26 protein-coding genes, 1 pseudogene and 1 riboswitch are annotated in these 25,473 nt (G+C 63.4%); of the genes and pseudogenes, 11 read left to right on the top strand and 16 right to left on the bottom strand.

What is annotated here, in order from left to right; genetic code table 11:
* Positions 1 to 46: 46 nt before the first annotated feature.
* The 3 genes from P0D68_RS15655 to P0D68_RS15645 all read right to left on the bottom strand — a co-directional run bounded on the left by P0D68_RS15655 (position 47) and on the right by P0D68_RS15645 (position 2,025).
* Entirely contained in the window at positions 47 to 1,066 is a 1,020-nt protein-coding gene (locus P0D68_RS15655) for a class I fructose-bisphosphate aldolase (RefSeq protein WP_091808302.1), read from the bottom strand.
* Between the two features lie 97 nt (positions 1,067 to 1,163).
* The gene (locus tag P0D68_RS15650) at positions 1,164 to 1,583 is read right to left on the bottom strand and encodes a secondary thiamine-phosphate synthase enzyme YjbQ (RefSeq protein WP_091808304.1); all 420 of its coding nucleotides are present in this window, start codon (positions 1,581 to 1,583) and stop codon (positions 1,164 to 1,166) included.
* A 121-nt stretch (positions 1,584 to 1,704) separates the two neighbouring features.
* Positions 1,705 to 2,025: a thioredoxin family protein gene (locus P0D68_RS15645; protein ID WP_408297741.1), complete on the bottom strand. Its 321-nt coding sequence runs from the start codon at positions 2,023 to 2,025 to the stop codon at positions 1,705 to 1,707.
* 241 nt (positions 2,026 to 2,266) lie between these two features.
* Between P0D68_RS15645 and P0D68_RS15640 the strand changes: the two genes are divergently transcribed.
* The 4 genes from P0D68_RS15640 to P0D68_RS15625 all read left to right on the top strand — a co-directional run bounded on the left by P0D68_RS15640 (position 2,267) and on the right by P0D68_RS15625 (position 6,164).
* Positions 2,267 to 2,563 (top strand): DUF2628 domain-containing protein, encoded by a 297-nt coding sequence (locus tag P0D68_RS15640; RefSeq protein ID WP_408183930.1) that lies wholly within the window; start codon positions 2,267 to 2,269, stop codon positions 2,561 to 2,563.
* Between the two features lie 174 nt (positions 2,564 to 2,737).
* On the top strand, positions 2,738 to 4,060 hold the full coding sequence (locus P0D68_RS15635) for a sugar efflux transporter (RefSeq protein WP_091808312.1): 1,323 nt from the start codon (positions 2,738 to 2,740) through the stop codon (positions 4,058 to 4,060).
* Between the two features lie 298 nt (positions 4,061 to 4,358).
* Positions 4,359 to 5,456 (top strand): phosphogluconate dehydrogenase (NAD(+)-dependent, decarboxylating), encoded by a 1,098-nt coding sequence (gene gnd, locus P0D68_RS15630; RefSeq protein ID WP_408183968.1) that lies wholly within the window; start codon positions 4,359 to 4,361, stop codon positions 5,454 to 5,456.
* 15 nt (positions 5,457 to 5,471) lie between these two features.
* Positions 5,472 to 6,164, top strand: a complete 693-nt coding sequence (locus tag P0D68_RS15625) for an HAD family hydrolase (RefSeq protein ID WP_408297743.1) — start codon at positions 5,472 to 5,474, stop codon at positions 6,162 to 6,164.
* 151 nt (positions 6,165 to 6,315) lie between these two features.
* Here P0D68_RS15625 and P0D68_RS15620 read toward each other — a convergent pair whose 3' ends face one another.
* A complete protein-coding gene (locus tag P0D68_RS15620; protein ID WP_177205172.1) occupies positions 6,316 to 6,852 on the bottom strand; it encodes an ankyrin repeat domain-containing protein in 537 nt (178 codons plus the stop codon).
* Positions 6,853 to 6,988: 136 nt separating this feature from the next.
* Positions 6,989 to 7,114: a hypothetical protein gene (locus P0D68_RS15615; RefSeq protein ID WP_286162203.1), complete on the bottom strand. Its 126-nt coding sequence runs from the start codon at positions 7,112 to 7,114 to the stop codon at positions 6,989 to 6,991.
* A 415-nt stretch (positions 7,115 to 7,529) separates the two neighbouring features.
* Here P0D68_RS15615 and P0D68_RS15610 point away from each other — a divergent pair, with 415 nt between their 5' ends.
* Entirely contained in the window at positions 7,530 to 9,923 is a 2,394-nt protein-coding gene (locus P0D68_RS15610; protein WP_408297746.1) for a phosphoketolase family protein, read from the top strand.
* Between the two features lie 13 nt (positions 9,924 to 9,936).
* Positions 9,937 to 11,091, top strand: a complete 1,155-nt coding sequence (locus tag P0D68_RS15605) for an acetate/propionate family kinase (RefSeq protein ID WP_408297748.1) — start codon at positions 9,937 to 9,939, stop codon at positions 11,089 to 11,091.
* A gap of 8 nt (positions 11,092 to 11,099) precedes the next feature.
* Here P0D68_RS15605 and P0D68_RS15600 read toward each other — a convergent pair whose 3' ends face one another.
* Positions 11,100 to 11,360: a BON domain-containing protein gene (locus tag P0D68_RS15600; RefSeq protein ID WP_091808324.1), complete on the bottom strand. Its 261-nt coding sequence runs from the start codon at positions 11,358 to 11,360 to the stop codon at positions 11,100 to 11,102.
* 181 nt (positions 11,361 to 11,541) lie between these two features.
* Positions 11,542 to 12,753 (bottom strand): D-amino acid dehydrogenase, encoded by a 1,212-nt coding sequence (locus tag P0D68_RS15595; RefSeq protein WP_091808326.1) that lies wholly within the window; start codon positions 12,751 to 12,753, stop codon positions 11,542 to 11,544.
* A gap of 190 nt (positions 12,754 to 12,943) precedes the next feature.
* A riboswitch (glycine riboswitch) is annotated at positions 12,944 to 13,036 on the bottom strand.
* A 209-nt stretch (positions 13,037 to 13,245) separates the two neighbouring features.
* On the opposite strand from P0D68_RS15595, the gene P0D68_RS15590 reads away from it, so the two are divergent.
* Both P0D68_RS15590 and P0D68_RS15585 read left to right on the top strand, forming a co-directional pair.
* Positions 13,246 to 13,878 (top strand): LysE family translocator, encoded by a 633-nt coding sequence (locus tag P0D68_RS15590; RefSeq protein ID WP_091809310.1) that lies wholly within the window; start codon positions 13,246 to 13,248, stop codon positions 13,876 to 13,878.
* A gap of 41 nt (positions 13,879 to 13,919) precedes the next feature.
* Positions 13,920 to 14,314 (top strand): annotated as a pseudogene (locus P0D68_RS15585) (PaaI family thioesterase).
* A 27-nt stretch (positions 14,315 to 14,341) separates the two neighbouring features.
* Here P0D68_RS15585 and P0D68_RS15580 read toward each other — a convergent pair.
* The 3 genes from P0D68_RS15580 to P0D68_RS15570 form a co-directional block, all read right to left on the bottom strand.
* Positions 14,342 to 14,869: a GNAT family N-acetyltransferase gene (locus P0D68_RS15580; RefSeq protein ID WP_091808328.1), complete on the bottom strand. Its 528-nt coding sequence runs from the start codon at positions 14,867 to 14,869 to the stop codon at positions 14,342 to 14,344.
* Positions 14,870 to 14,875: 6 nt separating this feature from the next.
* Positions 14,876 to 15,448, bottom strand: coding sequence for a helix-turn-helix domain-containing protein (locus P0D68_RS15575; protein ID WP_408297751.1), 573 nt, complete (start codon positions 15,446 to 15,448; stop codon positions 14,876 to 14,878).
* Between the two features lie 104 nt (positions 15,449 to 15,552).
* Positions 15,553 to 16,125 carry a lipocalin family protein gene (locus P0D68_RS15570; RefSeq protein WP_408297753.1) on the bottom strand — a complete coding sequence of 191 codons (573 nt, stop codon included), beginning with the start codon at positions 16,123 to 16,125 and terminating at the stop codon, positions 15,553 to 15,555.
* A gap of 205 nt (positions 16,126 to 16,330) precedes the next feature.
* On the opposite strand from P0D68_RS15570, the gene P0D68_RS15565 reads away from it, so the two are divergent.
* On the top strand, positions 16,331 to 17,035 hold the full coding sequence (locus P0D68_RS15565) for a YceH family protein (RefSeq protein ID WP_091808336.1): 705 nt from the start codon (positions 16,331 to 16,333) through the stop codon (positions 17,033 to 17,035).
* A 3-nt stretch (positions 17,036 to 17,038) separates the two neighbouring features.
* Here the strand turns inward: P0D68_RS15565 and P0D68_RS15560 are convergent, their stop codons facing one another.
* From P0D68_RS15560 to P0D68_RS15535, 6 genes are all read right to left on the bottom strand, one after another.
* Positions 17,039 to 17,557: an SLATT domain-containing protein gene (locus P0D68_RS15560; protein WP_091808339.1), complete on the bottom strand. Its 519-nt coding sequence runs from the start codon at positions 17,555 to 17,557 to the stop codon at positions 17,039 to 17,041.
* 104 nt (positions 17,558 to 17,661) lie between these two features.
* The gene (locus P0D68_RS15555; protein ID WP_408297756.1) at positions 17,662 to 18,927 is read right to left on the bottom strand and encodes an acyl-CoA dehydrogenase family protein; all 1,266 of its coding nucleotides are present in this window, start codon (positions 18,925 to 18,927) and stop codon (positions 17,662 to 17,664) included.
* A 146-nt stretch (positions 18,928 to 19,073) separates the two neighbouring features.
* Positions 19,074 to 19,979, bottom strand: a complete 906-nt coding sequence (locus tag P0D68_RS15550; RefSeq protein WP_408297758.1) for an ABC transporter permease — start codon at positions 19,977 to 19,979, stop codon at positions 19,074 to 19,076.
* Positions 19,980 to 19,981: 2 nt separating this feature from the next.
* Complete coding sequence (locus tag P0D68_RS15545) at positions 19,982 to 20,896, bottom strand: ABC transporter permease (RefSeq protein WP_408297760.1); 915 nt, start codon at positions 20,894 to 20,896, stop codon at positions 19,982 to 19,984.
* Between the two features lie 104 nt (positions 20,897 to 21,000).
* On the bottom strand, positions 21,001 to 22,296 hold the full coding sequence (locus tag P0D68_RS15540) for an ABC transporter substrate-binding protein (protein WP_091808349.1): 1,296 nt from the start codon (positions 22,294 to 22,296) through the stop codon (positions 21,001 to 21,003).
* 101 nt (positions 22,297 to 22,397) lie between these two features.
* A complete protein-coding gene (locus tag P0D68_RS15535) occupies positions 22,398 to 23,456 on the bottom strand; it encodes an ABC transporter ATP-binding protein (RefSeq protein WP_408183916.1) in 1,059 nt (352 codons plus the stop codon).
* 316 nt (positions 23,457 to 23,772) lie between these two features.
* Between P0D68_RS15535 and P0D68_RS15530 the strand changes: the two genes are divergently transcribed.
* Positions 23,773 to 24,738, top strand: coding sequence for a polysaccharide deacetylase family protein (locus P0D68_RS15530; protein WP_408297762.1), 966 nt, complete (start codon positions 23,773 to 23,775; stop codon positions 24,736 to 24,738).
* The gene (locus tag P0D68_RS15525) at positions 24,735 to 25,469 is read left to right on the top strand and encodes a GntR family transcriptional regulator (protein ID WP_408297764.1); all 735 of its coding nucleotides are present in this window, start codon (positions 24,735 to 24,737) and stop codon (positions 25,467 to 25,469) included. The genes P0D68_RS15530 and P0D68_RS15525 overlap by 4 nt, the downstream gene beginning before the upstream one ends.
* Positions 25,470 to 25,473: the final 4 nt, after the last annotated feature.

Raw genomic sequence — 25,473 nt, 5'->3', positions numbered from 1 at the left:
TGCTCTCGACCGATCTCGGCGCGCAACGGACCGTGCGGCGTTCACGCTAGCTCTTTTCCTGCGCGGCCTCGTACTTGCCCAGCGCGGCAGCGCTGTTCAGGCGCGCGCGTTTGAGCAGCGCCTGCTGTGCCTGCTCGACGTGGCTCGCCTCGCCCCTCCAGGCTTGCAGCGGCGGTTCCTGCAACGCGCGGCCATAGGAAAAGCTCAAATTCCACGGCAGCGCGCCGAGACGATTCATGGCGTCGAGATTCGCGGTCGCTTCTTCCGGCGACTGGCCGCCGGACAGAAATACGATACCCGGCACCGCCGACGGCACGGTGCGCTTGAGCACCCGCACGGTATGAGCGGCAATATCGGCGCTCGACGACTGTTGCGCGTGTTCCGAGCCGGCGATCACCATGCTCGGCTTGAGCAGAATATGTTCGAGGACCACGCGATGCCGGTGCAACGCATGGAATACCTCGTGCAGCACGGCCTCCGTGACCTCGGCGCTGCGCTCGATGGTGTGCTCGCCGTCCATCAGCACTTCGGGCTCGACGATCGGCACGATGCCCGCTTCCTGCGAGATCGCCGCGTAGCGTGCCAGCGAATCCGCATTCGCCTCGATGGCCAAGCGGCTCGGCAGGCTCGCCGTGATGTTGTAGACCGCGCGCCACTTGGCGAAACGCGCGCCTTGGCGTTTGTAGTCGGCGAAACGGCGGGCGAGTCCGTCGAGCCCTTCGGTGATTTCGTCGCCCGGGGCGAGCGCGAGCGGAATCTTGCCGAGATCCACCTTGATGCCGGGTACGATGCCGTTTTTCGCGGCGAGTTGCGGGAACGGCGTGCCGTCGTCCGCTTTCTGGCCCAGCGTTTCTTCGTAGAGAATCACGCCGCTCACGAATTCGCCGAGTCCGGGCGTGGTGAGCAGCAGGTTGCGATAGGCGCGGCGATTTTCCTCGCTCGATTCGAGGCCAATCGTCTTGAAGCGTTTGGCGATGGTCGGGCCGCTTTCGTCGGCGGCGAGAAGGCCTTTGCCGGGTTGAACCATCGCCTTGATGGTGGCTTGCAGTTCGCTACGGGTGTCCATGAGGTGTGCTCCCTTTAATCCGGTTCGCGGATGAAATGTTGCAACGAATCTCTGTCAACAACGCATCTTGAAACATACACGGCCGCGGTTCGCGCCGTCATTCACCGAGCAGATGCAGCACGATGTCCCGATGCTGCGTATGACGGCGATGTTCGAACAGATACAAGCCTTGCCAGGTGCCGAGCACCATCTGCCCATGTTCGACCGGCACCGACAATTGCACTTGCGTGAGCGCCGTGCGCAAATGCGCCGGCATGTCGTCGGGGCCTTCGGCGTCGTGTTCGTAACGCTCGGCGTCTTCGGGCGCGAGGCTCGCGAAGTAGCGCTCCAGATCGCGCTGCACCGAAGGGTCGGCGTTTTCCTGAATCAGTAACGAAGCGGACGTATGACGGCAAAAGAGCGTCAGCAGGCCGGTCTCGATGGCTTGCCCGGCGACGAAGCGGCGAGCTTCGTCGGTGAACTCGACGAGCCCGCGGCTACGGGCTTTGACGCTCAGGTGATGGATGGCTTGGCGCATGATAGCTGTGGGTCGGGTCTTGCGTATTCGTTCCTGCGTGGCGTGGGGTAATGCGGCGGCGCATCAGTGGCGGCGCGTGCTGAACGACGCGGTTCGACGTAACTCGACGTTAGAAAGACGTTTAGAGCGACGTGAACGCGTCGGCGATCTGCGCCGCGTTGGCCGGTCGCACCACGCGCGCGACTTCGGCCCCATCGCGCATGAGGATCAGCGTGGGCCACAGCTTGACCTTGAACGAGCGGCCCAGCGGCCGGCCCGGGCCGTCTTCTATCTTCAGGTGCCGGACGTCCGCATGCGCTTCGAGCGCCTTGGCAATCGATGCTTGCGCACCCTGGCAGTAGCCGCACCAGTCCGTGCCGAATTCGACGACGGTGGTGCCCGGCAGGGCATCGAGTTCGACCCGCGAAGGGGCTTTGGAAGAATAGGCTGTCTGCGTGGCCATGCGTGCTCCGAAGCGGTTTAACCTGTGCTGGCGGGGTTGCGCTGCGATGGCGCTCCCTGCGCGTGAATCTGGTAAGAGTAGCAGCTATGCCCGCGATCGTCAGGCAGCGCCGCACCGACCAACGTGCGGCGAAGCACGCGGCAGCGTGAATTTCACGCGGACTCGCACAGTTGCCGGCATGACGTGGTAAACATCGTCGAGGCCGCGAGGCGGCGGCGAATCATCGTGGTCAGGAAAGGATATGGGCGAAAGGATTTATCTGCGGTACCCGGGCAAGGACGAAACCGTCGCGGTCGCCACGGGCTTCAGTTGGGGCGCGTGTCTGCTCGGTTTCATCTGGGCGTTGTCGAAGAAAATGTGGTTTGCCGCGTTCGTCATGCTGGCGGTCAATCTTCTGCTGTTCTGCTCGGGCTTGTGGGGCGAAACCGCCGACCTGATCGGATTGGCGCTGTCGGTGCTGTTCGGCATGGCCTGCGGCTTCTATGGCAATCAGTGGCACCGCTGGACGCTGGAAAAGCGCGGCTACGTCGTGCTGTAACCGGTGCCGCATCCTGCGGACTGCGACCGGCGAATGTGCTTCGCAATTTTGGGACGCGGTGACGCGGGTTTACGCGCCCGCAAGCTAAGCCGATAATGCCCCGGTCGTTCCGGCCACGAAGTTTGCGGCGCGCATAGCGCGTGGCAGGCTCGCTTTCCCTGATCCTCCGCCCCCGTGTTGAAAACCTCACGTTTTTTCGACCTGCTACGCATCCCCGGCTTCAAGCCGCTCGCCGCCGCGACTCTGATGCTCGGTGTGGCGATGTCGTTCACCGCTCCCTATCTTTCCCTGTTCGGCGTCGAGCGCGCGGGCATGACGCCGTTCAGGCTCGGCGTCTTCATGACGCTGATCGCGGCGAGCGGGGTGCTCGCCAGCACCTTCGCGGGCCGCTGGAGCGACGCGAGCGGACGGCACCGGCCCTTGCTGCTGGCGGCGCTGGTGGCGGCGGCGCTGGGTTATCTGTGTTTATGCGTCGTGCGTGACTACCGGTTGCTGCTGGTGGTCGGGATCGTCTTTATCGGCGCGGGCGGCTCGGCTATTTCCATGGTCTTTTCGTTCAGCCGCGCGGCCTTGCCGGTAGCCGATCCGGCGGAGCGCGTGTTCGCCAGCGCGACCTTGCGGACGATTCTCTCGGCAGCGTGGGTGTTCGGGCCGTCGGTGGGCGCGCTGGTGCTCGCCGCCAGCAGCTTCTACGGGCTCTTTCTATTCGCCGCCGCCAGTTTCGGTGCCTGCGCGGCCATTGTCTGGCGCATGCGGGAGCCGCAGGGTCATCTGGGCGATCACACGGTGGAAGACACGGCGTCCGAACCTTCCGCTTCGATTACCGTGCCGCCGCTTACCGCACCCGGCGAGGACGCACACGAGGACCTGCCCGGCGTCGCCTCGGCCAACGACATCCGCCGCGCGGTTGCCGCGCTCACGTTGCTCGGCCTTGCCGCGAACGCGACCATGATCGTGCTGCCGCTCTATATCGTGCACGGTCTGAACGGCACGCATCTGGACGTGTCGATCATGCTCGGCCTCGGCGCTCTGATGGAGATTCCGATGATGCTCGCGCTCGGCGCGAAGTCGTCGGCGTTGCACAAGCCGAACTGGCTCGGCGCGTGTGCTGCGGTGCACGCGGTGTATTTCGCCGGCATGGCACTGGCGGGCAATGTCCATGTGCTGATTCCAATGCAGATGCTCAACGCGTTCGTCGTCGCGGTGACCTCGTGTCTGGGCATGACGTACGTGCAGGATCTGATGCCCCACGCGCCCGGCCGCGCCACCGCGCTCTTCTTCAACGCGGCGCGGGTCGGCTCGATTCTCTCGGGCGTGTTGTCCGGTTTGCTGGTGCAGGCGTTCGGCTATCGCGGCACGTTTATGTTCTGCGGCTTGCTGGCGTTATGCGCGCTCGTGCTCTTCGCCGTGCCGGGCGATCGCTATCCGGTGATGTGGCAGGCCGTAAAGCGTTTTGTGCGTTCGCAATACGGCAAACTTCAGGCAAGGCGGCAATAGAAGCTCAAGCCCGTTCGAGTCCCCGCCCGCGAGGCCGAAGTGTAAGAGGTCCGTCAGCCGAATCGAAGCCTGCGCGAGCGGGATGCCGCGCAGCCACTCATGTCAGGAACTTTACGCCGCGCAAAGCCTCTGCAAAGAAGCGTATCGTCTTTCGATACATACGGTGGCGCAGCTTCGCAGCACGAGACAAACGCGCGGCTGCAGCGCGTTTGGCGCACGCAGGAAAACACCACTAAAGTAAGCGTAGTCGTGCGCGATCGTTCGCGCCGCCACTGGAACACGCAGCGAAATCACAAACATTGCCGCAGTCCAAAGAAGCAAATCGAGCAGCGCAACGAGGCACTTTCCGGAGCGAGATATGCAGCTAGGCATGATTGGATTGGGACGCATGGGCGCCGACATGGTGCGGCGTCTGACGAAGGGCGGTCAGCAATGCATCGCTTACGACGTGCAGCCGGCGGCGGTGGAGAAGCTGAAACAGGACGGCGTGGCGGGCGCGGCGTCGCTGGAGGATCTGATCGCGCAACTCGAGAAGCCCCGCGCCGTATGGCTGATGGTGCCGGCGGCGGTGGTCGATATGACGCTGGAGAAACTCGTGCCTTTGCTGGAGCCTGGCGACATCGTGATCGACGGCGGTAATTCCTACTATCACGACGACATTCGCCGCAGCGCTGAGTTGGCCAAACGCCAGCTTCACTATGTGGACGTCGGCACGAGTGGCGGCGTGGCGGGCCGCGAGCGCGGCTACTGTCTGATGATCGGCGGCGAACCGGAGGTCGTGAAGCGGCTCGAACCGATTTTCTCGACCCTCGCGCCGGGCGCGGGCGCCGCGCCGGCTACACCGGGCCGCGTCAGCGGCGCGAGCACCGCGGAGCAGGGCTTTCTGCACTGCGGGCCGCACGGCGCGGGGCACTTTGTCAAGATGGTTCACAACGGCATCGAGTACGGCATGATGGCCGCCTACGCCGAGGGGCTGAACATTCTGCGCCACGCGGACGCCGGCAAGCACGCGCGCGAGGCCGACGCCGAAACGTCACCGCTGCGGCGTCCCGAGTTGTATCAGTACGATCTGAATCTCGCCGACGTCACCGAGGTCTGGCGGCGCGGCAGCGTGATTGGTTCATGGCTGCTCGATCTGATCGCCGGCTCGCTGGTCAGCGACGCCGATCTGCAGAACTACGCAGGGCGCGTATCCGATTCGGGCGAGGGGCGCTGGACGGTGGCGGCCGCCATCGACGAAGGCGTGCCCACGCCGGTGCTGAGCGCCGCGCTGTTCGCGCGCTTCAGTTCGCGCGGCGAAGCGGATTTTGCGAACCGGGTGCTTTCGGCGATGCGGCATGATTTCGGCGGCCACGTCGAGAAAGCGGCCACGCCGTCCGATGGGCCGAAAGGCTGATTCCAGGGAGCCGCGATGCAAGCCACTACTGCTACGCCGCACGACGTCGTGTTTCTGTTCGATTGCGATAACACTCTGCTGGACAACGACCTTGTGCTGGCCGATCTGCGCGCGCACATGATGCGGGAGTTCGGCGCGCAGAACGCCGCGCGATACTGGGAAATCTTCGAGACGCTGCGCACGGAACTCGGTTACGCCGACTACCTGGGCGCGCTGCAGCGCTATCGCCTTGAGCGGCCGCGCGACACGCGGCTCCTGCTCATGTCCTCGTTCCTGATCGACTATCCGTTTGCGAGCCGTCTGTATCCGGGCGCGCTGAATGTGCTGCGGCATCTGAGCGCACATGGTCCCACGGTTATGCTCTCCGACGGCGACGTGGTGTTCCAGCCGCGCAAGATCGAGCGCTCCGGGCTATGGGATGAGGTCGAAGGGCGGGTGCTGATCTACATCCACAAAGAGTTGATGCTCGATCAGGTGATGGAGTGTTATCCCGCCCGCCACTATGTGATGGTCGACGACAAGCTGCGGATTCTGGCAGCCATGAAAAGGGCGTGGGGCGCGAAACTGACCACGGTATTTCCCCGCCAGGGGCACTATGCGCTCGACCCGAAAGAGATCGCCAGCAATCCGCCGGCGGACGTGACCGTCGAGCGAATCGGTGAGCTGGTGGATATCGACGTGGAGTGGCTGTTGGCGGAGAAAGGCTAGGTCGGTCGTGGCGCTTGCGAGACTGGGTGGATCATTCCCGCTCACAGAGATGTAACAAGCGCCGCAAGCCAACGCCGCTCCAGCGCAAGAACCGAGTTTCTTCAAGCCTCACCGCGGTTCAAGAGCCAGGTTCCTTCAAACGCGCTGCGTCTCAGGAACCAAGCTCCTTCAAACGCGCTTGCGCATCGCCGGCGCCCATACGGCCGGCTGCGTCCATGGCCGTTACGCCATTCGCATCGCGCGCTTTCGGATCAGCGCCGTGCGCAATCAGCAATTCCATGATCGCCGTGCGATTGAACATCGCGGCGATCATCAACGCGGTGCGTCCGTCCGGCGACGCGCCTTCCACATCCGCACCATGCGCGAGCAAGGTTTCGATCACCGTGTCGAAGCCCTTGAAAGCCGCGCCTGCTATCGGCGTCTGCCCGTTGTCGTTGCGCAGATTCGGATCGGCGCCGCGTTCGAGCAGCGTGCGCACGGCTTCGACGTGACCGTGGTAACTGGCCAGCATGACGAGGCTGTCGCCCTTGTCGTTACGCAAATTCGGCGGTACGCCTTTTTCGATCACCGCCGCGAGCATCGCGGCATCGCCGCGCCGCGCGAGGTCGAAGACCTGCTGCGCCAGTTCGAGCAATTCCGGGTCGATCGGCTGGCCGGCGGGCGGGGAAGTATCAGCGTGGTCCGTCAATGGCATCTCCTTGCAGTAAAGCCGGGCGTCGCACGTCTCGCGAACGCATGAGTGCGCACGGGTGTCCATAAGATGGCGCCGGCAAGATTCTCTCAGGATACACATCTTGCGCCGGCCACGCCCGCGTCAGCGGTGCTCAGCCGTGCCCGAACAGCTTGACCAGCAAGCCGAACACACCGATCAGAACAGCGACACCCGCGAACAGCAGCACGAATGTGATAACGAGGATCAACGGTGCTTTCCAGCGGCTGGGTGTCGGCATGATCGAGTGGTCAGGTAAGGAGGGTCGGCAAAGCGGGATGCGCAGATGCGCTCCGCCGCCGTGCGTACAAGATCACGAGGATAAACGCATTCCCTTAATATGCGCTTACGTCTGGCGTAAGCGGCGTGATGCTGAGTGCCTGCGATATTGCGGACATGTAGTTGGCTCAAGCCGGAGGCGATTGCATCGAACCATGCCGCGCGCTTCCTGTCACACTGCGTGACGTGAACGGGCTCGCCGCCTGAAAAGCGGCATGGATTCCCGCTGCAATGAGGTTTGGCCTCTACGCTTTCGTTATGTCATCTGCGTGACAGGATGGCCGGGTGCGCTGATTTCTGCGCGCCCGCCGCATCACGACCATCACCGCCGTCGCACCCGCTAACCCGCCTGACCGTCCTTTTCAAGGAGTGACGCCGTGGCTGAAGCAACTTCCCGTCCTACACCGCCGCAAGTTCTAGACGCCGATACGTTGCGCAACATGGATCGCTACTGGCGCGCCTGCAACTACCTCTCGGCCGGCATGATCTATCTGCGTGACAATCCGCTGCTGCGCGAACCGCTGAAGCCCGAACACATCAAGAACCGTTTGCTGGGCCATTGGGGTTCGGACCCGGGGCAGAGTTTCCTGTTGGTGCATCTTAACCGGCTGATCAGGAAGCTCGATCTGAATGTCATCTACGTGGCGGGTCCCGGTCACGGTGCGCCGGCCACGCTCGCGCATTGCTATCTGGAAGGGCATTACTCGGAAATCTATCCGGACCGCAGCGAAGACGAAGCCGGCATGCAGCGCTTTTTCCGGCAGTTCTCGTTTCCCGGCGGCATCGGTTCGCATTGCACGCCCGAGACGCCCGGCTCGATTCACGAAGGCGGCGAACTCGGCTATAGCCTCTCGCACGGCTACGGCGCCGCGTTCGACAACCCCGATCTGATCGTCACCGTCATGATCGGCGACGGCGAAGCGGAAACCGGGCCGCTTGCCACCTCGTGGCACTCGAACAAATTCCTCAATCCGATCCGTGATGGCGCGGTGTTGCCGGTACTGCATCTGAACGGCTACAAGATCGCCAATCCGACCATTCTCGCGCGCATTCCCCGCGAAGAGCTGGAAGCCTTGCTGACCGGCTACGGCCACAAGCCGTATTTCGTCGAAGGCGACGATCCCGCCGTCATGCATCAACAGATGGCGGCTACGCTCGAACAGTGCATCGGAGAAATCCGCGCGATCCAGCAGCATGCACGCGAGAGCAACGACGCGTCGCGGCCACGCTGGCCGATGATCGTGCTGCGTTCGCCCAAAGGCTGGACCGGCCCGAAGGAAGTCGACGGCCACAAGGTCGAAGGCTCGTGGCGCGCGCATCAGGTGCCCGTGCTCGATCCGGTGACCAATGGCAAGAGTCTGAAGCTGGTGGAAAGCTGGTTGCGCAGTTACGAGCCCGAGTCGCTGTTCGACGAAGCGGGGCGCCTCGTGCCGGAGTTGCGCGAGCTCGCCCCGAAGGGCGCGCGCCGGATCAGCGCGAATCCGCATGCGAACGGCGGCCTGTTATGCAAGACGCTCGACATGCCGGCGTTTCGCGATTTCGCGGCCGCGGTGAAGAAACCGGGTGGCTCGTATCTATCGCCGACCGAGGTGCTCGGCAAGTTCCTGTGCGAAGTGATGCGCCGGAACATGACGAACTTTCGTGTGTTCGGCCCCGACGAAACCGCGAGCAACAAGCTGACCGCGATCTATGAAGCGTCCGCGAAAACCTGGCTCGCGCAGACCGTCCCGAGCGACGCGGACGGCGGCGAACTCTCGGTGGACGGCCGCGTGATGGAAATGCTCAGCGAACACACGCTCGAAGGCTGGTTCGAAGGCTATGTGCTGACCGGCCGGCACGGCCTGTTCGCCACCTACGAAGCGTTCGTGCACGTGATCGATTCCATGTTCAACCAGCACGCCAAGTGGCTGGAGAAGGCGAAACGCGATCTCGGCTGGCGCCAGCCAGTGCCGTCGATCAACCTGCTGATCACCTCGCTCGTGTGGCGGCAGGATCACAACGGCTTTACGCACCAGGACCCCGGTTTTCTCGATGTCGTTACGAACAAGAGCCCGGACGTGGTGCGTATCTATCTGCCGCCTGACGCGAACTGCCTGTTAAGCGTCGCCGATCATTGCTTGCGTTCGCGCGATTACGTCAACGTGATCGTCGCGGACAAGCAGCCGCATTTGCAGTATCTCGACATGGACTCGGCGGTCACGCATTGCACCAAGGGTATCGGCATCTGGGACTGGGCGTCGACGGATCAGGGCGTCGAGCCCGACGTGGTGATGGCCTGCGCGGGCGACATCGCGACCATGGAGGCGCTCGCCGCCGTGCAGATTCTGAAGGAGCAGTTCACCGACCTGAAGATCCGCTTTGTCAACGTGGTCGATCTGTTCCGGTTGATGCCGGAGCACGCGCATCCGCACGGTTTGTCCGACCGCGATTTCGATTCGTTGTTTACCGCGACCAAACCGGTGATTTTCAATTTCCACTCGTATGCGTCGCTGGTTCACAAGCTGACTTATAACCGCACGAACCACGACAACCTGCATGTGCATGGTTATCACGAGAAGGGCAACATCAACACGCCGCTCGAACTGGCGATCATCAACCAGGTCGACCGCTTTTCGCTCGCGATCGACGTGATCGATCGCGTGCCGAAACTGCGCGGTGTCGGCGACCATGCGAAGGAATGGTTGCGTGGCCAGATCATCGAACATCTGGCGTATGCGCACGCTGAGGGCATCGACCGGGAAGAGATCCGCAACTGGACGTGGAAAGGCTAAGCGAGGCATGACCATGCGCACTCCAGACCGTGCTGACGATCAAACGATTCTGGTGTTGAACAGCGGTTCGTCGTCGCTGAAGTTCGGCTTGTTCAGGTACGCCGGTGGCGACGAATCGCTCCTGCTGGAAGGCAGCGCGGAGGGCATTGGACGCAGCGACGGCAGTTTGCGGATCAAGGCGCCCGACGGCCGTGTACTGCTGCAGCAGGAGCACGAACTGGAATCGCAGACCGACGCGCTGCAAAAGCTCGCGCAGGTGCTTGCGCAACAGCATCATGCGCGGCCTTCGGCGGTAGGGCATCGGGTGGTGCATGGCGGACCGCATTTGCGCATGCATCAGCGGATTAGCGCCGACGTGCGGCGTCAATTGCAGGACGCCGTGCACTTTGCGCCGCTGCACATTCCCCCGGCACTTGCGTTGATCGACGAGGCCGAGAAAATTTTCGACGATGCACAGCATTTCGCCTGTTTCGATACGGCGTTTCACGCCACGCTGCCGCCGCGCGCGGCACAACTCGCGTTGCCGCGCCGTTATGTGGAGGCCGGCGTGATGCGCTACGGTTTTCACGGGCTGTCTTATGAATCACTGGTGACGCGGCTCGGCGCCGACTTGCCGGCGCGCGCGGTGTTCGCGCATCTCGGCAACGGTTCGAGCGTGTGCGCGTTGCGCGACGGCCAGTCGATCGATACGTCGATGGGCCTGACGCCGACCGGCGGCGTGCCGATGGGCACACGCAGCGGCGATCTCGACCCGGGTGTGCTGCTGTATCTGATGCGCGTGGAGAAGCTCGATGCCGGCGCGTTGGAGACGCTGCTCAATCGCGAAAGCGGTCTTGCCGGCTACGCGGATGGCGAGAGCGATATGCAGGCGTTGGAAAAACGCGCTGCGGCGGGCGATGCGAATGCGTCGCTCGCGATCGATGCCTTTGGCACTGCGGTGCGCAAGACGATCGGCGGCTATGCGGCGTTGCTGGGCGGAATCGATTTGCTGGTGTTTACCGGCGGCATTGGCGAGCACAGCGAGGCGATTCGCACGCGCGTCTGCGACGGACTGGCTTTCATGGGACTAACCGAAGGCGATCCGGCGGGCAAGGTGAAGGCGATTCACACCGAGGAGGAAAAGCAGATCGCGCGGCATTGCCGCGCGCTGTTACGTCAGGCAACCTAGGGCTGACTTCATTCGGGCTTGATGACAGTGTGATCCAGAACGCCTGTTACACCGAACAGGCGCGTCACGTCTTCGAGTGCAGCGGTGCGTTGCTGGTCGCGCTGCAACTCGCCATGCAGCGTGATACGGCCGCGCGAGACTTGGACCTTCACGGCATGGTCGGGAACCGCGGCGTCCCAGGCGAGACGCCGCGTCGCTTCCATGGCGATCTGTGCGTCGCTCAGGCGTGTGTTGTGTGCCTTGGTTTTTGCGGTGCGGGCGTGCGGCATGGGTTCTCCACCGAAGTAACACGGATGGAAGAACACTAGCAGAAATGGAGCATCTGCCATTGGCTGACGGCTGCGGTCTCGCGCCACAGCCGCCGCCCAAACTCCAGCAGCACGGGGAGTTCAAATCTGGCGACGGCTGTGATGGCGAGCCACCGCCGTTAGCGAAACCGCCGCATCACGCCTACTGAATCGCGCCCGCGAGTGCCTGCGCGGTTGCGGCCGACAAGGTCCAGCCCAAATGTCCGTGCCCGGTGTTGTAGAACACGCCACGCCGTTTTCCACGGCCCACCTTGGGCAGCATGCTCGGCAGCATCGGCCGCAAGCCCGCCCACGGAATCACGCGCGAGGTCGATACCTCAGGGAAATACCGCCGCGTCCAGTCCACTAGCGGTGCAATCCGGTCCGAACGGATATCCCGGTTGAAGCCGTTGATCTCCGCCGTGCCGGCCACGCGAAAGCGATCCACGCCCAGGCGGCTCGTCACGATCTTCGCGCTGTCGTCGAGCAGGCTCACCCAGGGGGCGCGCTGCTGGCTGATTTCGTCATCGAGACAAACGGTGATCGAATAGCCTTTCACCGGATAGATATTCACGTGGTCGCCGAGCATGGCTGCAAAATCGCGGCTCTTCACCCCGGCGCAGACGACGATCCGTTCGAACGCAAAGCGCTGCGATTCGCCTTCGAGATTGACCGCCAGTGTAAAACGGCCCTCGGCAGGCTGCTCGATCGAGGTGATCTCGGCATCGTAATGAAATTCGACGCCGTGCCGCACGCACGCCTGAGCAAGGCCGCGCGTGAACTTGTGAATATCGCCGGTCGAATCGGACGGCGTGAAGAATCCGCCGTAAAAATCGCCGTGCAACGTGGGTTCAATGCCATGCAGCTCGCTCGCCGTCACCGGGCTGCGCTCGAGGCCGCCTTCGCGCAGCAATGCGTTGACCTTGCTGGCGGCGTCGAATTCCTTGCGCGTCTTGTAGATATGCAGAATGCCGCGCCGTTCGAGATCGAAGTCGATGCCTTCGGTCTCGGCAATCGAAAACAGATGCTCGCGCGCGGCGATCGCGAGCCGCACGGTTTCGACGGTGTTCGCCCGATAGTGCGGAATCTGCCGCAGGAATTCGCCCATCCACGAGTACTTGTGCCAGGTCGGTGTGGGATTGAGCAACAGCGGGGCGTCGCGCGTGAGCATCCAGCGCAGTCCCTTCATGACGGTGGCCGCGCTGTTCCAGACTTCGGCATTGCTGGCGGACAACTGCCCGCCGTTGGCGAACGAGGTCTCCATCGCCGCATAGCGGTGGCGTTCGAAAACGGTGACGTGGTGGCCGCGCTGGGCGAGGGCGTGAGCGGTCGTGACGCCGGTAATGCCGGCGCCGATAATGGCGATTCGTGACATGTCATGGTCCAGAGTAGTTGAGCATCACCGGTGTCGATTTCGTGTCGAAACCGGCGTCGATGCCCCATCTGTCCATGTACCTGAGAGTTTCTTCCCCGCGGCGGCCGGCCCGTCATGAGTGATGAGCCGTGCGCGGAGAATCCCCTTCGGTGGGCGCACGCGGTATGCCGGTGCGCCGCTCTCCAGATGTTCCTGCTGCGCGGTCCTTTTGCCTGAGAGTTTCCGGGGCGGTTGCTCCGTCGGCGTCGTCCGAATTTCTGACGATCTCTCCCGCGCTGCATTGCAGAACGGCTCGACGATACCGTTCAAAATAATTCGCCGCAAGTGTTTCGTGCGAGTCACCGCACAAGAAGTGGCCAGAAGCGCCGCAATTGAACATGAATGCGGCTCATACGCCAATGCGAATTTCTCAAGCCGGCCGCGACGCTGAAATCGGCGGCATCGGCTATATTTGGCGGCACTGTCCGACTTTCATTCGCCAAGGAGAATGCCGTGCCCGCCCTCACAACGCTGCTCGCCTTCGGTCTGGTCTCGCTCGGCATGGTGCTCACGCCTGGGCCGAACATGATCTACCTGATCTCGCGATCGCTCTGTCAGGGGCGTCGCGCGGGCCTCGTTTCTCTTGGCGGCGTGGCGCTCGGCTATGTGTTCTATATGTTCTGCGCGGCGTTCGGCATTACCGCGCTGCTGCTGACGGTGCCCTACGCGTACGACGCATTGCGTTTCGGCGGCGCGCTCTATCTGTTGTATCTGGCCTGGCAAGCGGTCAAACCGGGCGGCCGTTCGCCGTTCCAGGTGCGCGACCTGCCGCACGACAGCCGCAGCAAGCTCTTCACCATGGGACTCGTCACCAACCTCGCGAATCCGAAGATCGCGGTGATGTACCTGTCGCTGCTGCCGCAGTTCATTTCGCCGGGGCACGGCAGCGTGCTCGCGCAGTCGATCGCGCTCGGCTGCGTGCAGATCGTCATCAGCGTAACGGTCAATGCGCTGATCGCGAGCATGGCGGGCTCGATTGCCGTGTTTCTCGCCGGGCGGCCGGTGTGGCTGCTGCTGCAGCGCTGGTTGATGGGCACCGTGCTCGCCGGACTTGCGGTCCGCATTGCGCTCGATTCGCGCCGTTGAGCGCGCCTTGCATTTTTCATCTCGAACACAAAGGCATGCTCATGTCCGACTTTCCCATCGACAACCCGTTTCTCGAATCGCTCGGCGTTCGCCTGACGCAATGGCGCGACGGTTACGCGGAACTGGTCATGCCGATCGATGCCAGCAAGCTCAATCGCCAGGGCGTGCTGCAAGGCGGCGCGATCGCGACGCTGCTCGATGCGTCGGCGGGTTATGCGGGAATCTTCGCGCCGAGCGGCGACCCGGCGCGGCATGCGTTCACGCTGTCGCTGACCACCAACTATCTCGACAAGGGACTCGGTGAACTGGTCACCGCCAAGGGTTTTCTGGAGCGCGCGGGCCGCTCGATTTTTCCTCGCGCAGCGAGGCGTGGGTGGACGGCAAGCTGCTGATCGCCAGCGCGCAGGGCACGTTCAAATATTCGAAGACCGCGTGAGGCGCACAGGCCGGGCCCGCGCTTCGCTCATAGCGCCTTGTACATGATGGTGGTCGAGTCGAACTCATGGGTGTGCGTGCCACGCGCGTATCCCGGGATCACACCTGCTGTCCGATAACCCAGTGCGGTATAGAGCGGCTCGGCGTGGTCGCCGGTGCGGGTGTCGAGCGTGAGCAGGCTGCGCTGCAATCCATGCGCATGGCGTTCGAGTTCCGTCATCAGCGCCCGCGCAATGCCCTGACGGCGGAACGCCGGATGGACCAGCAGTTTGCGCACCTCGGCGCGATGCCGCTGATTCGGCATCGTGTCGTAATCCAGTTGCACGGTGCCCGCAATCGCTTCGCCCTGACGCGCGACTAGCAACACCAGGCCGCCGGCACGCAACGAAGGCAGCACTTTGATGCGCCAGAACGCTTCGCACTCGTCGGCGCCACACGGCATCACGAAGCCGACGCTGGCCCCGTCATGCACGCACGCACCCAGCAGCGCGCCGAGTTCAGGGAGATGACGCACGAGGTCGTCGGCGGAGAAAGGGGTGAGGGTGGTCGCGCTCATGCTGGCTCACACGATGAACAGAATATAGCGGGCCGCGCTGTGCGCGGGCGTCACGAAAGCGCTGGGGCCGAACAGTTGGTAGCGCAGGCAGTCGCCGGGTTGCAGGTCGTGGCGCTGGCCGTCCACGGTGATCTGCAACTGCCCGTCGAGCAGGATCAGATGATGTTCGAGGCCGGGCCGCGGCGACGCGTCGTAGGTAATGCGCACGCCGGCGTCAAGTTCGCATTCCAGCGCCTCGCCGCTCAACGCCTGCGCGGGTGGCGACACGGAACGCCGCCGGAAGCCGATGCTGGCGTCGGTCCAGAGCGGCTGGGCGTCGCGCGGCACGAGCGGCGCGAAGTCCTCCTCGACCATGTGCATGAGGCGCGACATGGGCAGGCCGTAAGCCACGCAGAGTTTGCCGAGCACGCTCGCCGTGGGGCTGACAGCGGCGTTTTCGAGGCGCGAGAGGGTTGCGCGGCTCACGCCGCTCAGTTTCGCGAGATCGTCGAGCGACCAGTTGCGCTCGGCGCGCAGCGCCCGCAGCCGCTGGGCGATACGGCGGTCGATGGCGTTGTCGTCGGAGAGTGGGGTTTCCATATTAGAGAAAATATCCCGAATATGGAAAATGGTCAATGATGACAAAAATCGGGTCGGTCCGGCTGACGCGGACCAACCGTCGGTTAGCCGGTCATGAGCGCGACTTACTCGTGCCTTGTCATACGCAGCATCGACGTGTCGTAACCCAGCGCGCGAACCCGCTCGATCAGCGCGTCTTTCACGCTCGCAGCGGGCGTGGCCTCACGCGTCAGGACCCACAGATAACGTCCGCTCGGCTCGCCGACGATCGACCAGCTGTAGTCGTCCGCGTGATCCAGCACCCAGTAGTCGCCGAAGAAGAACGGGCCGAAGAACGACACCTTCAACTTGGCATTGCCCGAATCGGCGACCACCTTCGCGCGGCCCTTCGCGACGTCCAGCGGACCGTTCACCGCGCCTTGGTGGCAACTGTTGACCACGTCGATCAGGCCGTCGTCGCGCGTGGCGTACTCGGCGGTGACCGCTTCGCAATCGCGCTCAAAGCGGTTTTCATAGCGCGCCAGTTCATACCATCGGCCGAGATAGCGGCTGAGGTCCACGGGCTTCGCGGGCTCGGGCACGTGCGCGTTGCCGCTCTTGCCGGCCGGGCTGAGCGCGCACGCGCCAAGCAGGCAGACTGCGCCGACCACGAGTGAAATGGCGCTCAGGCGCAGGACCGGTTGACGGCGTAGGGGCATTGATCGACTCCATTAGCAAAGGATGTTCTGTGACAGCACGCCCCGTGCCAGACGGCCGCGCGCGCGCCCGGCCGTGGCGGAGATGGGTACACCTTCGCGGCCGTGGCCGTTTATCATAGTGCCCACCAACCAGAAAGCGCCGCCCGGCTGTGCAACGGTAAGGCAACATCCACGAGACCCGGCGGCTCATGCCGCGACATCATCCATGAATTCCACTCCCGACACTTCTTCCCGCCCTTCGATCCGCGCGTTGACCCTGCTTGAAGGACGCGTACTCGGCGTGCTCGTCGAAAAGCAGCACACGGTGCCGGACAGCTATCCGCTTTCGCTCAACGCGCTGACCTTGGGCTGCAATCAGAAGACCGGCCGCGCGCCGGTCATGAACGCCACCGAAGCCGAGGTGCTGACCGCCGTCGACGGCTTGAAACGGTTGAGCCTCGTGATGGAGGGCAGCAGCAGCCGCGTGCCGCGCTTCGAACACAACATGAATCGCGTGCTGGGTTTGCCGAGCCAGTCGGCGGCGCTGCTCACCACCTTGCTGCTGCGCGGCCCGCAAACCGCCGCCGAATTGCGGCTCAATAGCGCGCGTCTGCATGGTTTTGCCGATATCTCGTCGGTCGAGGCGTTTCTCGACGAACTCGCGGCCAACGACCCGCCACGGGTCGTGAAACTCGCGCGCACGCCGGGCGAGCGCGAGAACCGCTGGACACATTTGCTGTGCGGCGAAGTGAGTGCGAGCGAGCTGGCGCAGCCAGGCGCCGAAGACGACGCCGTGCCGCTGTCCGCGTTCGAGGCGGTCAAGGCCGAACAGAAGCGCCTTGCCGATGAAGTGAGCCGGTTGCAGGCCGTGGTGCGCCGTATGGCGGCGGAGCTGGGTATTGATGCCGGGGATCTTACGGCCGGCGAATGAGGCTCACGCGTCGCGGCTGCGCGGCGTATCCGCGGAGAGCGTGCGTTGGGTGCGATAAAAGACGCGCGGCGGCACGTTGGGCGAGTCTTCGGCGAGCCGGTCGAGTTCGTCGCGGATCGCGGTGAGATAGTGGCCGTCACGCGCATCGGCGTCGCCCGCAAAAACCGCTTCGAGCCTGCGGCGCACCGCGCCATAGCGCGCGCCGGCGGCGCGATGCTTTTCGGCGCGTTCGGCGTAGCGCAGGAAGGTTTGCAGCGCGGAGGCGACCGCGGCCGCCACGCTCACGAAGCCGATAAAAATCTTCAGTTCCGGTGAGACGGCGGACGCGTGCAGGGACGCAAACACAGCCGTTCCCACGAAGGCGGTCAACGCGGTGGCAAGCCAGCCGACCTGGCGGTCACGCGCCGATAGCAGATCCGCCATGTCGTAGTGGCTCATCTGGGATTCGCGCGCACGGCGAATCCACTTCAGCAGAAGCTGGTTTTCGTCGACCGGAGGCTCGTAGGCAGGCAGGTTCTTCATGTCGCTCGTCAGGGCAGTTCGATTGCGCAAGCTTAGCGCATGCGCCTGACGACACTGTGCCACATGAAGACGGCGAGCCTCACCAGGAGGCCGGCTGGCCGTGGTTATGCCGCTGCCGCTATCTCCGTCTGCCGCGCCACTCCGAAGCGCTCGTTATGCGCGTTGCCATTCAGGTAGAAGTCACCAATCGCGGCCTCGCGAATGATCGCCGGATTGTGCGACGCCAGCACGCGCGCATTGCGCCAGTAGCGATCGAAGCGGCGCGTCTCGCTGGTGGCCGATGCGCCGCCCACTTCGAACAGCAGCGTCGCCGCTTGCAAGGTCTGCTCGATGACGATCTGCTGCGCCTGGAAAGTCTGGATGTCGAGGTGAATGTAAGTCTGTTCGTCGGCACGGCCTTCCTCGCGCGCGACGGAGACTTCATCGATGGCGCGCGCGAGCGACGTGCTGATGCTTTGCGTCGAATAAGCGAGGCTCGCAAGCCGGCCGACCACGCGCTGCACGAGCGGATTGTCGCGCGGACTCGACGCGCCCGGCACGCCGAAGGTTCGGGTTTTGGTCTGCGTGAACGCGACCGCATCGCGCAGCGCGGCGCGGCTGATGCCCGCGAGGTTCGCGACATGCAGCGCCTGATAGTAAGCCGTGAGCAGGCTGTTGCGACGCGGTTCGGCGGCGTTATAGCGGCGGTAGAGGTTATCGAGCGAGACCGGCACCTGCGTGAAGCGCGCCGTGCCGCTGCCGGTGAGGCGCTGCCCGAAGCCGTCCCAATCGTCGATACGTTCGAGGCCCGGCGCGTCGGATTCCACGAGCACGCGCAGGTCGCTCGAACCGTCGTGCGCGGTGACGTCGACCCAGTCGGCGTAGAGCGTGCCGGTGGTGTAGTACTTCTCGCCGTCAAGATGCCATGCGCCATTGGTCTGCGTCAGGCGCACGCTGTTGTTGGTGACGCCCGTGCGCTCGGACACCGCGCCGCCGACAATCTGACCTTGCGCCACCCGCGTAAGCCAGCGCTCACGCAGCGATTCGTCGCCGTTTTCCAGCAGCGCTTCGATAAACCCGCCATGCACGCGCAGGATTTGCGGCAGATTCGAGTCCGCCTCGCCGAGACGCGTGACCAGCGCGAAGAATTGCGTGAGCGAGATGCCTTCGCCGCCGTATTTTTTGGGCACGCGCAGCCGCGTGTAGCCCGCTTCACGCAGCCATTCCACGGGCGCGTAAGCGAGTTCGCGCTGTTGCTCGCGCTCCACCGCGCCTTCCGCGATACGGGCGAAAACGGGAGCGAAGCGGCGCGTCAGCGGATCGTCGCCGAAGAGTTGTGCGGCATCGGCGATGCTGTGGTCAGCGTGGGTTGGCGATTCGACTGCGGACATGGGTTCTCCGAAACGAGGCGCGCGTGAGGCGCAATCAGAGAACGGTAAGGGACGGGGCGGGTGCGAGCAACGAAGTATTTGGCCGATTCTTAGCAGCGGGAGTGAAATGCCTGCCGGGCAGCGCCTGGAATCGGCGAAGAAATCGCCTATTGCAATCCCGCCACCGCGCGCCTGCGCGCCAGCAATCGCACGGCGAGCAGGCACACGCCCATCACCGTTAGCGACAACACCGTCGTCATGGTGCCCAGCGCGTAGATCACTGGTGTGGTCACCGACGTGGTGAGACCCTGAAGCTCGAGCGGCAAGGTGTTCTGATCGCCGATCGCCTGCGAGGTGCGGGCAATCTCGTCCCATGAGAGCGTGAAGCCGAACATGGCCACGCCCACCACCGAGGGGCCAATGATCGGCAGCACCACGTGCCGGAAACTCTGCCACGGCGTCGCGCCGAGATCGCGGGATGCTTCTTCGTAAGCCGGATTGAAGCGGTTGAACACCGCGAACATGACCAGCAAACCGAACGGCAGCGTCCACGTGAGATGCGCGCCGAGCGCGGATGTGAAGAGGCCCATCGAGGTGGTGTAGGTATCGGCGAACGACTGATAGCCCCAGGCCGTTGCCAGGTACTTCACGCCGCTATCGAGCAGGCGGAACGTTAGACCGATGCCGAGCGAAACGATAATGGACGGCATGATCAGGCTCGCCACGGAGACGTAGAACACTGCCGTATCGCCGCGAAATTTTCGGCGAAAGGCGAGGCCCGCCGCGACGGAGAACAGCACCGTCAGCACCGTGACAGCCACAGCGAGCCGCACGGAGCGCCCGAACGCGGACCAGACATCCACATCGCCCACGCCGTCGCGCAGCACGGAGAACCAGTGCAGCGACACGCCGCGCATGGGAAACGTGAGGCCGCCTTCCGGACCCTGAAACGAGAGGATGAAAATGGTGATCACGGGTCCGTACAGGAACAGCACGAACAGGCCGAAAAGGAGCGCCAGCCAGTAGAAACTCGCCGGGCGGCGCTCGCGATGTTTGAGGCGAATGGCCTGCATCTTCAGAGCTCCTTGCGGATGTCGACGACCCGCGTCAAACCCCACACGATCATCAGCACCACGGCGAGCAAGATGATTGCATTGGCCGCCGCGGCGGGAAATTGCAGGTAGCCGGTCTGCACTTGAATGATCTTGCCTACCGAGGCGATCTGCTGGCCGCCCATCACGCCGACGGTCAGAAAATCGCCCATCACGATCGTAATCACGAAGATCGAGCCGATCACAATGCCGGTCTTCGACAGCGGCAGCACCACGTCGCGCACCACTTGCCAGCCGCTCGCGCCGGCGTCGCGCGCGGCTTCGAGCAGCGACCGGTCGATCCGCATCATCGCGTTGAAGATCGGCACGATCATGAAGAACGTGTAGAGGTGAACGAACGCGAGCACTACCGAAAAGTTCGAATACAGCAGCCATTCCAGCGGCTGATCGATCAGATGCCCGCCGAGCAGCGCCTGATTGACGAGACCGTTGCGGCCGAGCAGCGGCATCCATGAAATCATGCGGATCACGTTCGAGGTCCAGAACGGAATCGTGCAGACGAGGAACAGCACGGTCTGCATGCTCGTGGTGCGCACATGAAAGGCGAGAAAGTAGGCGATGGAAAAACCCAGCAGCAAGGTCACCGCCCACACGATCGCGCAGAACTTGAGCGTCGACCAGTACGTCTTGAAGGTGACGCAGAGGTCCGTCATCGACGAACAACCGTTGAAGATCGCCGCGTAGTTCTTCAACGTGAACGCGGGGATGATCTGGTATTCGTTGAAGTCCCAGAAACTCACGATCAGCGTGATGACCAGCGGCACGATAAAAAACAGCAGGAAGGTCAGCGAGAGCGGCGTCGCCTGCAACCATGCCGGCGCGCGGCGATGTTTGACGGGCGCGTCCTGCGCGTGCGAGGGAAGGTCGATCGTTGCCATGGGCGTATTTCTAAGGAGTGACTGTGCGTGCGGATAGCGGATGAGAACCGGCGCGGCGGGCGCCGGCTCTCATGCCCGATCGCGGCTTCGACCACGGTGGTCGGTCAAGCCGCGATGAACTCGTTCCACTTCTGGACCATATAAATGTTCTCGTCCATCACCGCGTTCCAGCACGCAATCGCGCCCATGCGCTGGTTGTACGAGCCGCCGTCACGCACGGTGCCGGCTTTTTCGAGCAGCTGGCCGTCCGGCGCCTTGATGTCCTGCGCGGCCGCCTTGCCTTCGATCCAGTAGTCCCACTCGTAAGGCTGCATGTGCGTCTTCGCGGTTTCGAGCACGCCCGAGTAATAGCCCTGACGCATCAGATAGGCGCCCGCCCAGCCGTCCTGGAACCAGTTGACGAATTCATACGCCGCATCGAGCTTCTTGCCTTGCAGCGAACGCGGGAAGCCGAAGCCCGAGGCCCACGAACGATAGCCTTCCTTGAGCGGCTGGAATTTGCAGGCGATACCCATGGTGCGGACTTTCGTCACGGCCGGCGACCACATGGACTGGATCACGACTTCGCCCGAGGCCATCAGGTTCACGCTTTCGTTGAAGTCCTTCCAGAACGCGCGGAACTGGCCGGCGCGTTTCGCTTCGATCAGGATCTTGATGGTCTGATCGATTTCGGCCTTGGTCATGTTGCCTTTGTCGCCGTATTTCACGTGACCCATCGCCTCGATCGCCATGGCCGAATCCATGATGCCGATCGCGGGAATGTTCAGCAGCGCCGCCTTGCCCTTGAACTGCGGATTGAGTAGTTCGGCCCAACTGTCGATAGGCCGCTTGATCAGGTCGGGGCGAATGCCGAGCGTATCCGCGTTGTACGTGGTGGGAATCAGCGTCATCCACTCGGTCGGCGTGGCGGAGAATTCGGTGGAGCGCGGGCCGGTGAGGAACATCACCTTCTTCGGCGCGGTGCCCTGATCGCCGATCTTCTTGCCGTTGACTTCACCGCGCGTGAGCACCGGCGTGATCTTGTCGGCAAGCTTGATGCGCTTCGCGTCCATGCCGGCCAGCGTGCCGGCCGGAATCAGCTTCTTCAGCGCAAAGTATTCGGTGTCGACAATGTCGAACGAGTTGGGCTGGGTGATGATGCGCTTGGCGACGTCGTCGGTGGTCACCGGCACGTATTGAATCTCGATGCCGGTGTCTTCCTTGAATTTCTTCGCGATGTCGGCGCTCTGATTGACCGCCGTGCCGAGGTAACGCAACGTGATTTTTTCCTGCGCGTGCACGTACGGAAAACCGGCAATACCGGCTGCCGCCACTGCACCCTTGATGAACGTGCGGCGCGACAGGCCTTTTTCCTTCCCATCCGTTGCGGCCGGTGCCGGGCTCTCGTTCGTTTCACTCATTGCTTTCTCCTCAGTTGACGTTCGATTGACGTTCGGTTTTAGCTTGCTGGAACGCTCATGCGCGGCGATGTCATGCCGTTTCAATGCGAAGACTTCACTACTCAGGCCGCGAGCGGATGCGCGTCCTGTTCGTTCCACCAGACCACCACGCGGGCATCGGGACCGAGCCGCGCCGGATCGTAATCACCGTCGCTCACGAGCGAGATCAACTCCGGCGAACCGTCGAGCGGGTCGAGCGTCATGCGCAGATGTGTGCCCTGATACTCGGCTTCGCGCACTGTGCACGGCACGCCGCCAATGCGCGTCATGCCGTTGTCGCCGCTCGCGTTCTGCACCGGCGTGATGCCATGCGGCACGACGCGCAGGTGATCGGCACGCACGGTAAACAACCGGCCATTGGTTTTGAAGACGTTGTGGCCGCCGAGAAAGCGCGCCACGAATTCGGTGCGCGGACGGTTGAAGACTTCATGCGGCGTGCCGCTTTGCTCGATACGGCCGTGACTCATCACCACGACCAGATCGGCGAGCGCCATGGCTTCTTCCTGCGAATGCGTGACGTGCACGAACGTAATGCCGAGTTCTTTCTGCCAGCGCTTGAGTTCGGCGCGCATCTGCACACGCAGGAACGGGTCGAGTGCGGAGAGCGGTTCGTCGAGCAACAGGCAGCCTGGCTGGTTGAGCAACGCACGGGCGAGCGCGACACGCTGCTGCTGGCCGCCAGAGAGTTGGGCCGGTTTGCGTTCGGCATACGCCGACATGGCGACCAGTTCCAGCAGCTCGGCGGCGCGCTTGCGCCGCACATCTTTGGCGATGCCGCGCATCTTCAGGCTGAACGCGACGTTGTCGAGCGCGCTCAGATGGGGGAACAGCGCATAGTTCTGGAACACCATGGCCGTGCCGCGAGCAGCCGGCTCCGCGCGCGTGACGTTGCGGCCGGCGATCAGAACGTCACCTTCGGTGACGGATTCATGCCCGGCGATCATGCGCAAGGTCGAGGTCTTGCCGCAGCCCGACGGTCCGAGCAGGCAGCAGTACTGGCCGCCTGCAATGCGCAGATCGATTGCGTCGACGGCAAGCGAGTCGCCGTATTGCTTCGACACGTGCACCAGTTCGATATCGGCGGCTTTGGTTTCGAGCACCGTTGAAACAGGCTGAATCATGAAAAGGTGTCCTCGTGAACGGCGAAGAGCAGGGGCGCACGAAAACTGCAGCGGCGCCTGAACGAAACCAGCCAAATGCAAGACATGTGCCATCCGTTGCATCGAGTGGTTCGCTGATTGCCGACACAGCCGTGCGCTTAACGTCTACGAGTTGGCTCACATATTGCAAACGATCCGCAGTGTCGATCGTTAGCGATCCAAGTGAATTTTCTTGCGCGATCACGGTGCGTCTTCGGTCCGTCTCGGGGCATGAATCGGCCAATCCGGTTCATGCGTGACGCAACCGGCCGCGTTTCATCACCCACGGCTTCTTCACATGAACGACACACGGAACATGCCTGCAGCAGAGAACCGCGCGCGTCAGTTGCTCGCCACGCACGGCCGCTTTGCGTACCGGCCGATCACCGACAGCGACGCGTTCCGCTGGCCTGGCGACACCGGGCTCGCGGTCTATCTGGGCTTCAACATCGAACACTTTGCTTTCGGCGAGGGGCTCGGCGCGGCGCTCGGCCCGATCTCGCCGCAACCGGATGTGCTCAACCATAGCTGGCGTGAATACGGCAATCGCGTCGGCGCGTGGCGCTGCATCGAACTGTTCGATCAGCTCGATCTGCCGGCCGGTACGCTGATCAACACCGCGCTTTACGATCACTGTCCTGAGCTGATCGAAGCCTGTGTGGCGCGCGGCGACGAACTGATCGGCCACGGCCACACGAACGCGCACCGGCAGAGCGATCTGGACGAGAACGGCGAACGCGAGCTGCTTCTGCATTGCCGCGAACGGATCGTCGAAGTGTCAGGCACGACACCGCACGGCTGGCTTTCGCCGTGGATTTCAGAGTCGCATCTGACGCCCGATCTGCTCGCCGAGACCGGCTACCGCTACACGCTGAACTGGTGTCACGACGACCGTCCGATACGAATGGCCACGCGCGGCGGGCCGCTGTGGTCGATTCCGTATCCGCAGGAACTGAACGATTTGCCGATGATGGTGGGCCGCCATATGGATGGCCGCGCGTTCGCCGACATGATCATCGACCAGTTCGACGAGATGCTGGAACAGGCCAATCGCGGCACGCAGCCTCAGGCGCTCGTGATGGGCATTGCGCTGCATCCGTATCTGGTGGGGCAGCCGTATCGGCTGCGGCATTTGCGCCGCGCGCTTCAGCATATCGCCGCGGCACGCACACGAGGCGACGTGTGGATCACCACACCCGGTGCTATCGCGGATCATATGGACCAACTGGAGCGGGACGGCGTCGTGCGCCCGGCGATTGCATGAACGCAAAAGCCGGCGCGGCCACCGCGAAACAATGCCGCAAGGACGATGCGGATCTCGACGCGCGCATCTATCAGTCGATTTTCGATGGCGTGCTGAATCATCGGCTGACGCCGGGCACGAAACTGCCCGAGCCCGAGTTGTGCCAACTGTTCGGCGTGGGCCGCGCGGTCGTGCGGCGCGTGCTGGAAAAGCTCGCTTATGACGGGATCGTCGTATTGCGGCCGAACAAGGGGGCGGTGATCGCCGAGCCCACGCCGGAGGAAACGCGCGAGATCTTCGAAGCGCGGCGCTCGGTCGAGCGGATGCTGGTCGAACTGGCCGTGCAGCGCGCGAACGCGAGTGACATCAAGGCGTTGCGCGAGCAGCTCGCGAGCGAACATGAAGCGATGCACCGCTTCGACCAGCCTTCATGGGCGAGGCTCGCCAGTGGCTTTCATATGCGCATCGCCGCGCTGGCGGGCAATTCGATTCTGCAAAACTATCTGAAGGAACTGGTCTCGCGCTGCTCGCTGATCGTGGGTGTGTATGAACCGCCGGGGCATGCGCCGTGCGAACACGCCGAGCATGCGGCGATTGTCGATTGCATCGAGGCGCGCGACGCGGCCGGCGCAATAGCGCATATGGAAGCGCATTTGCGTGACATCGAAGAACGGATCGAAACCTCGCGGATGCGCGGCGAAAAGAGCCTCGGCCAACTGCTCGGCATTACCGCATCCGTCACTCCCAACTAGGCCG

It is taken from the genome of Paraburkholderia sp. RL17-380-BIE-A (assembly GCF_046028085.1).
Classification (GTDB): domain Bacteria; phylum Pseudomonadota; class Gammaproteobacteria; order Burkholderiales; family Burkholderiaceae; genus Paraburkholderia.
This window is presented reverse-complemented; position numbering and strand designations above follow the sequence as displayed.

Excerpts from the sequence above, each read along its gene's own strand:
- P0D68_RS15550 (WP_408297758.1), bottom strand. The coding sequence starts at position 19,979 with ATGCAGGCCATTCGCCTCAAACATCGCGAGCGCCGCCCGGCGAGTTTC.
- P0D68_RS15525 (WP_408297764.1), top strand. The coding sequence starts at position 24,735 with ATGAACGCAAAAGCCGGCGCGGCCACCGCGAAACAATGCCGCAAGGAC.
- P0D68_RS15615 (WP_286162203.1), bottom strand. The coding sequence starts at position 7,114 with ATGCCGACACCCAGCCGCTGGAAAGCACCGTTGATCCTCGTTATCACA.
- P0D68_RS15540 (WP_091808349.1), bottom strand. The coding sequence starts at position 22,296 with ATGAGTGAAACGAACGAGAGCCCGGCACCGGCCGCAACGGATGGGAAG.
- P0D68_RS15535 (WP_408183916.1), bottom strand. The coding sequence starts at position 23,456 with ATGATTCAGCCTGTTTCAACGGTGCTCGAAACCAAAGCCGCCGATATC.
- P0D68_RS15645 (WP_408297741.1), bottom strand. The coding sequence starts at position 2,025 with ATGGCCACGCAGACAGCCTATTCTTCCAAAGCCCCTTCGCGGGTCGAA.
- P0D68_RS15655 (WP_091808302.1), bottom strand. The coding sequence starts at position 1,066 with ATGGACACCCGTAGCGAACTGCAAGCCACCATCAAGGCGATGGTTCAA.
- P0D68_RS15640 (WP_408183930.1), top strand. The coding sequence starts at position 2,267 with ATGGGCGAAAGGATTTATCTGCGGTACCCGGGCAAGGACGAAACCGTC.
- P0D68_RS15575 (WP_408297751.1), bottom strand. The coding sequence starts at position 15,448 with ATGGAAACCCCACTCTCCGACGACAACGCCATCGACCGCCGTATCGCC.
- P0D68_RS15625 (WP_408297743.1), top strand. The coding sequence starts at position 5,472 with ATGCAAGCCACTACTGCTACGCCGCACGACGTCGTGTTTCTGTTCGAT.
- P0D68_RS15545 (WP_408297760.1), bottom strand. The coding sequence starts at position 20,896 with ATGGCAACGATCGACCTTCCCTCGCACGCGCAGGACGCGCCCGTCAAA.
- P0D68_RS15560 (WP_091808339.1), bottom strand. The coding sequence starts at position 17,557 with ATGAAGAACCTGCCTGCCTACGAGCCTCCGGTCGACGAAAACCAGCTT.
- P0D68_RS15600 (WP_091808324.1), bottom strand. The coding sequence starts at position 11,360 with ATGCCGCACGCCCGCACCGCAAAAACCAAGGCACACAACACACGCCTG.
- P0D68_RS15650 (WP_091808304.1), bottom strand. The coding sequence starts at position 1,583 with ATGCGCCAAGCCATCCATCACCTGAGCGTCAAAGCCCGTAGCCGCGGG.
- P0D68_RS15570 (WP_408297753.1), bottom strand. The coding sequence starts at position 16,125 with ATGCCCCTACGCCGTCAACCGGTCCTGCGCCTGAGCGCCATTTCACTC.
- P0D68_RS15565 (WP_091808336.1), top strand. The coding sequence starts at position 16,331 with ATGAATTCCACTCCCGACACTTCTTCCCGCCCTTCGATCCGCGCGTTG.
- P0D68_RS15595 (WP_091808326.1), bottom strand. The coding sequence starts at position 12,753 with ATGTCACGAATCGCCATTATCGGCGCCGGCATTACCGGCGTCACGACC.
- P0D68_RS15555 (WP_408297756.1), bottom strand. The coding sequence starts at position 18,927 with ATGTCCGCAGTCGAATCGCCAACCCACGCTGACCACAGCATCGCCGAT.
- P0D68_RS15580 (WP_091808328.1), bottom strand. The coding sequence starts at position 14,869 with ATGAGCGCGACCACCCTCACCCCTTTCTCCGCCGACGACCTCGTGCGT.
- P0D68_RS15530 (WP_408297762.1), top strand. The coding sequence starts at position 23,773 with ATGAACGACACACGGAACATGCCTGCAGCAGAGAACCGCGCGCGTCAG.
- P0D68_RS15605 (WP_408297748.1), top strand. The coding sequence starts at position 9,937 with ATGCGCACTCCAGACCGTGCTGACGATCAAACGATTCTGGTGTTGAAC.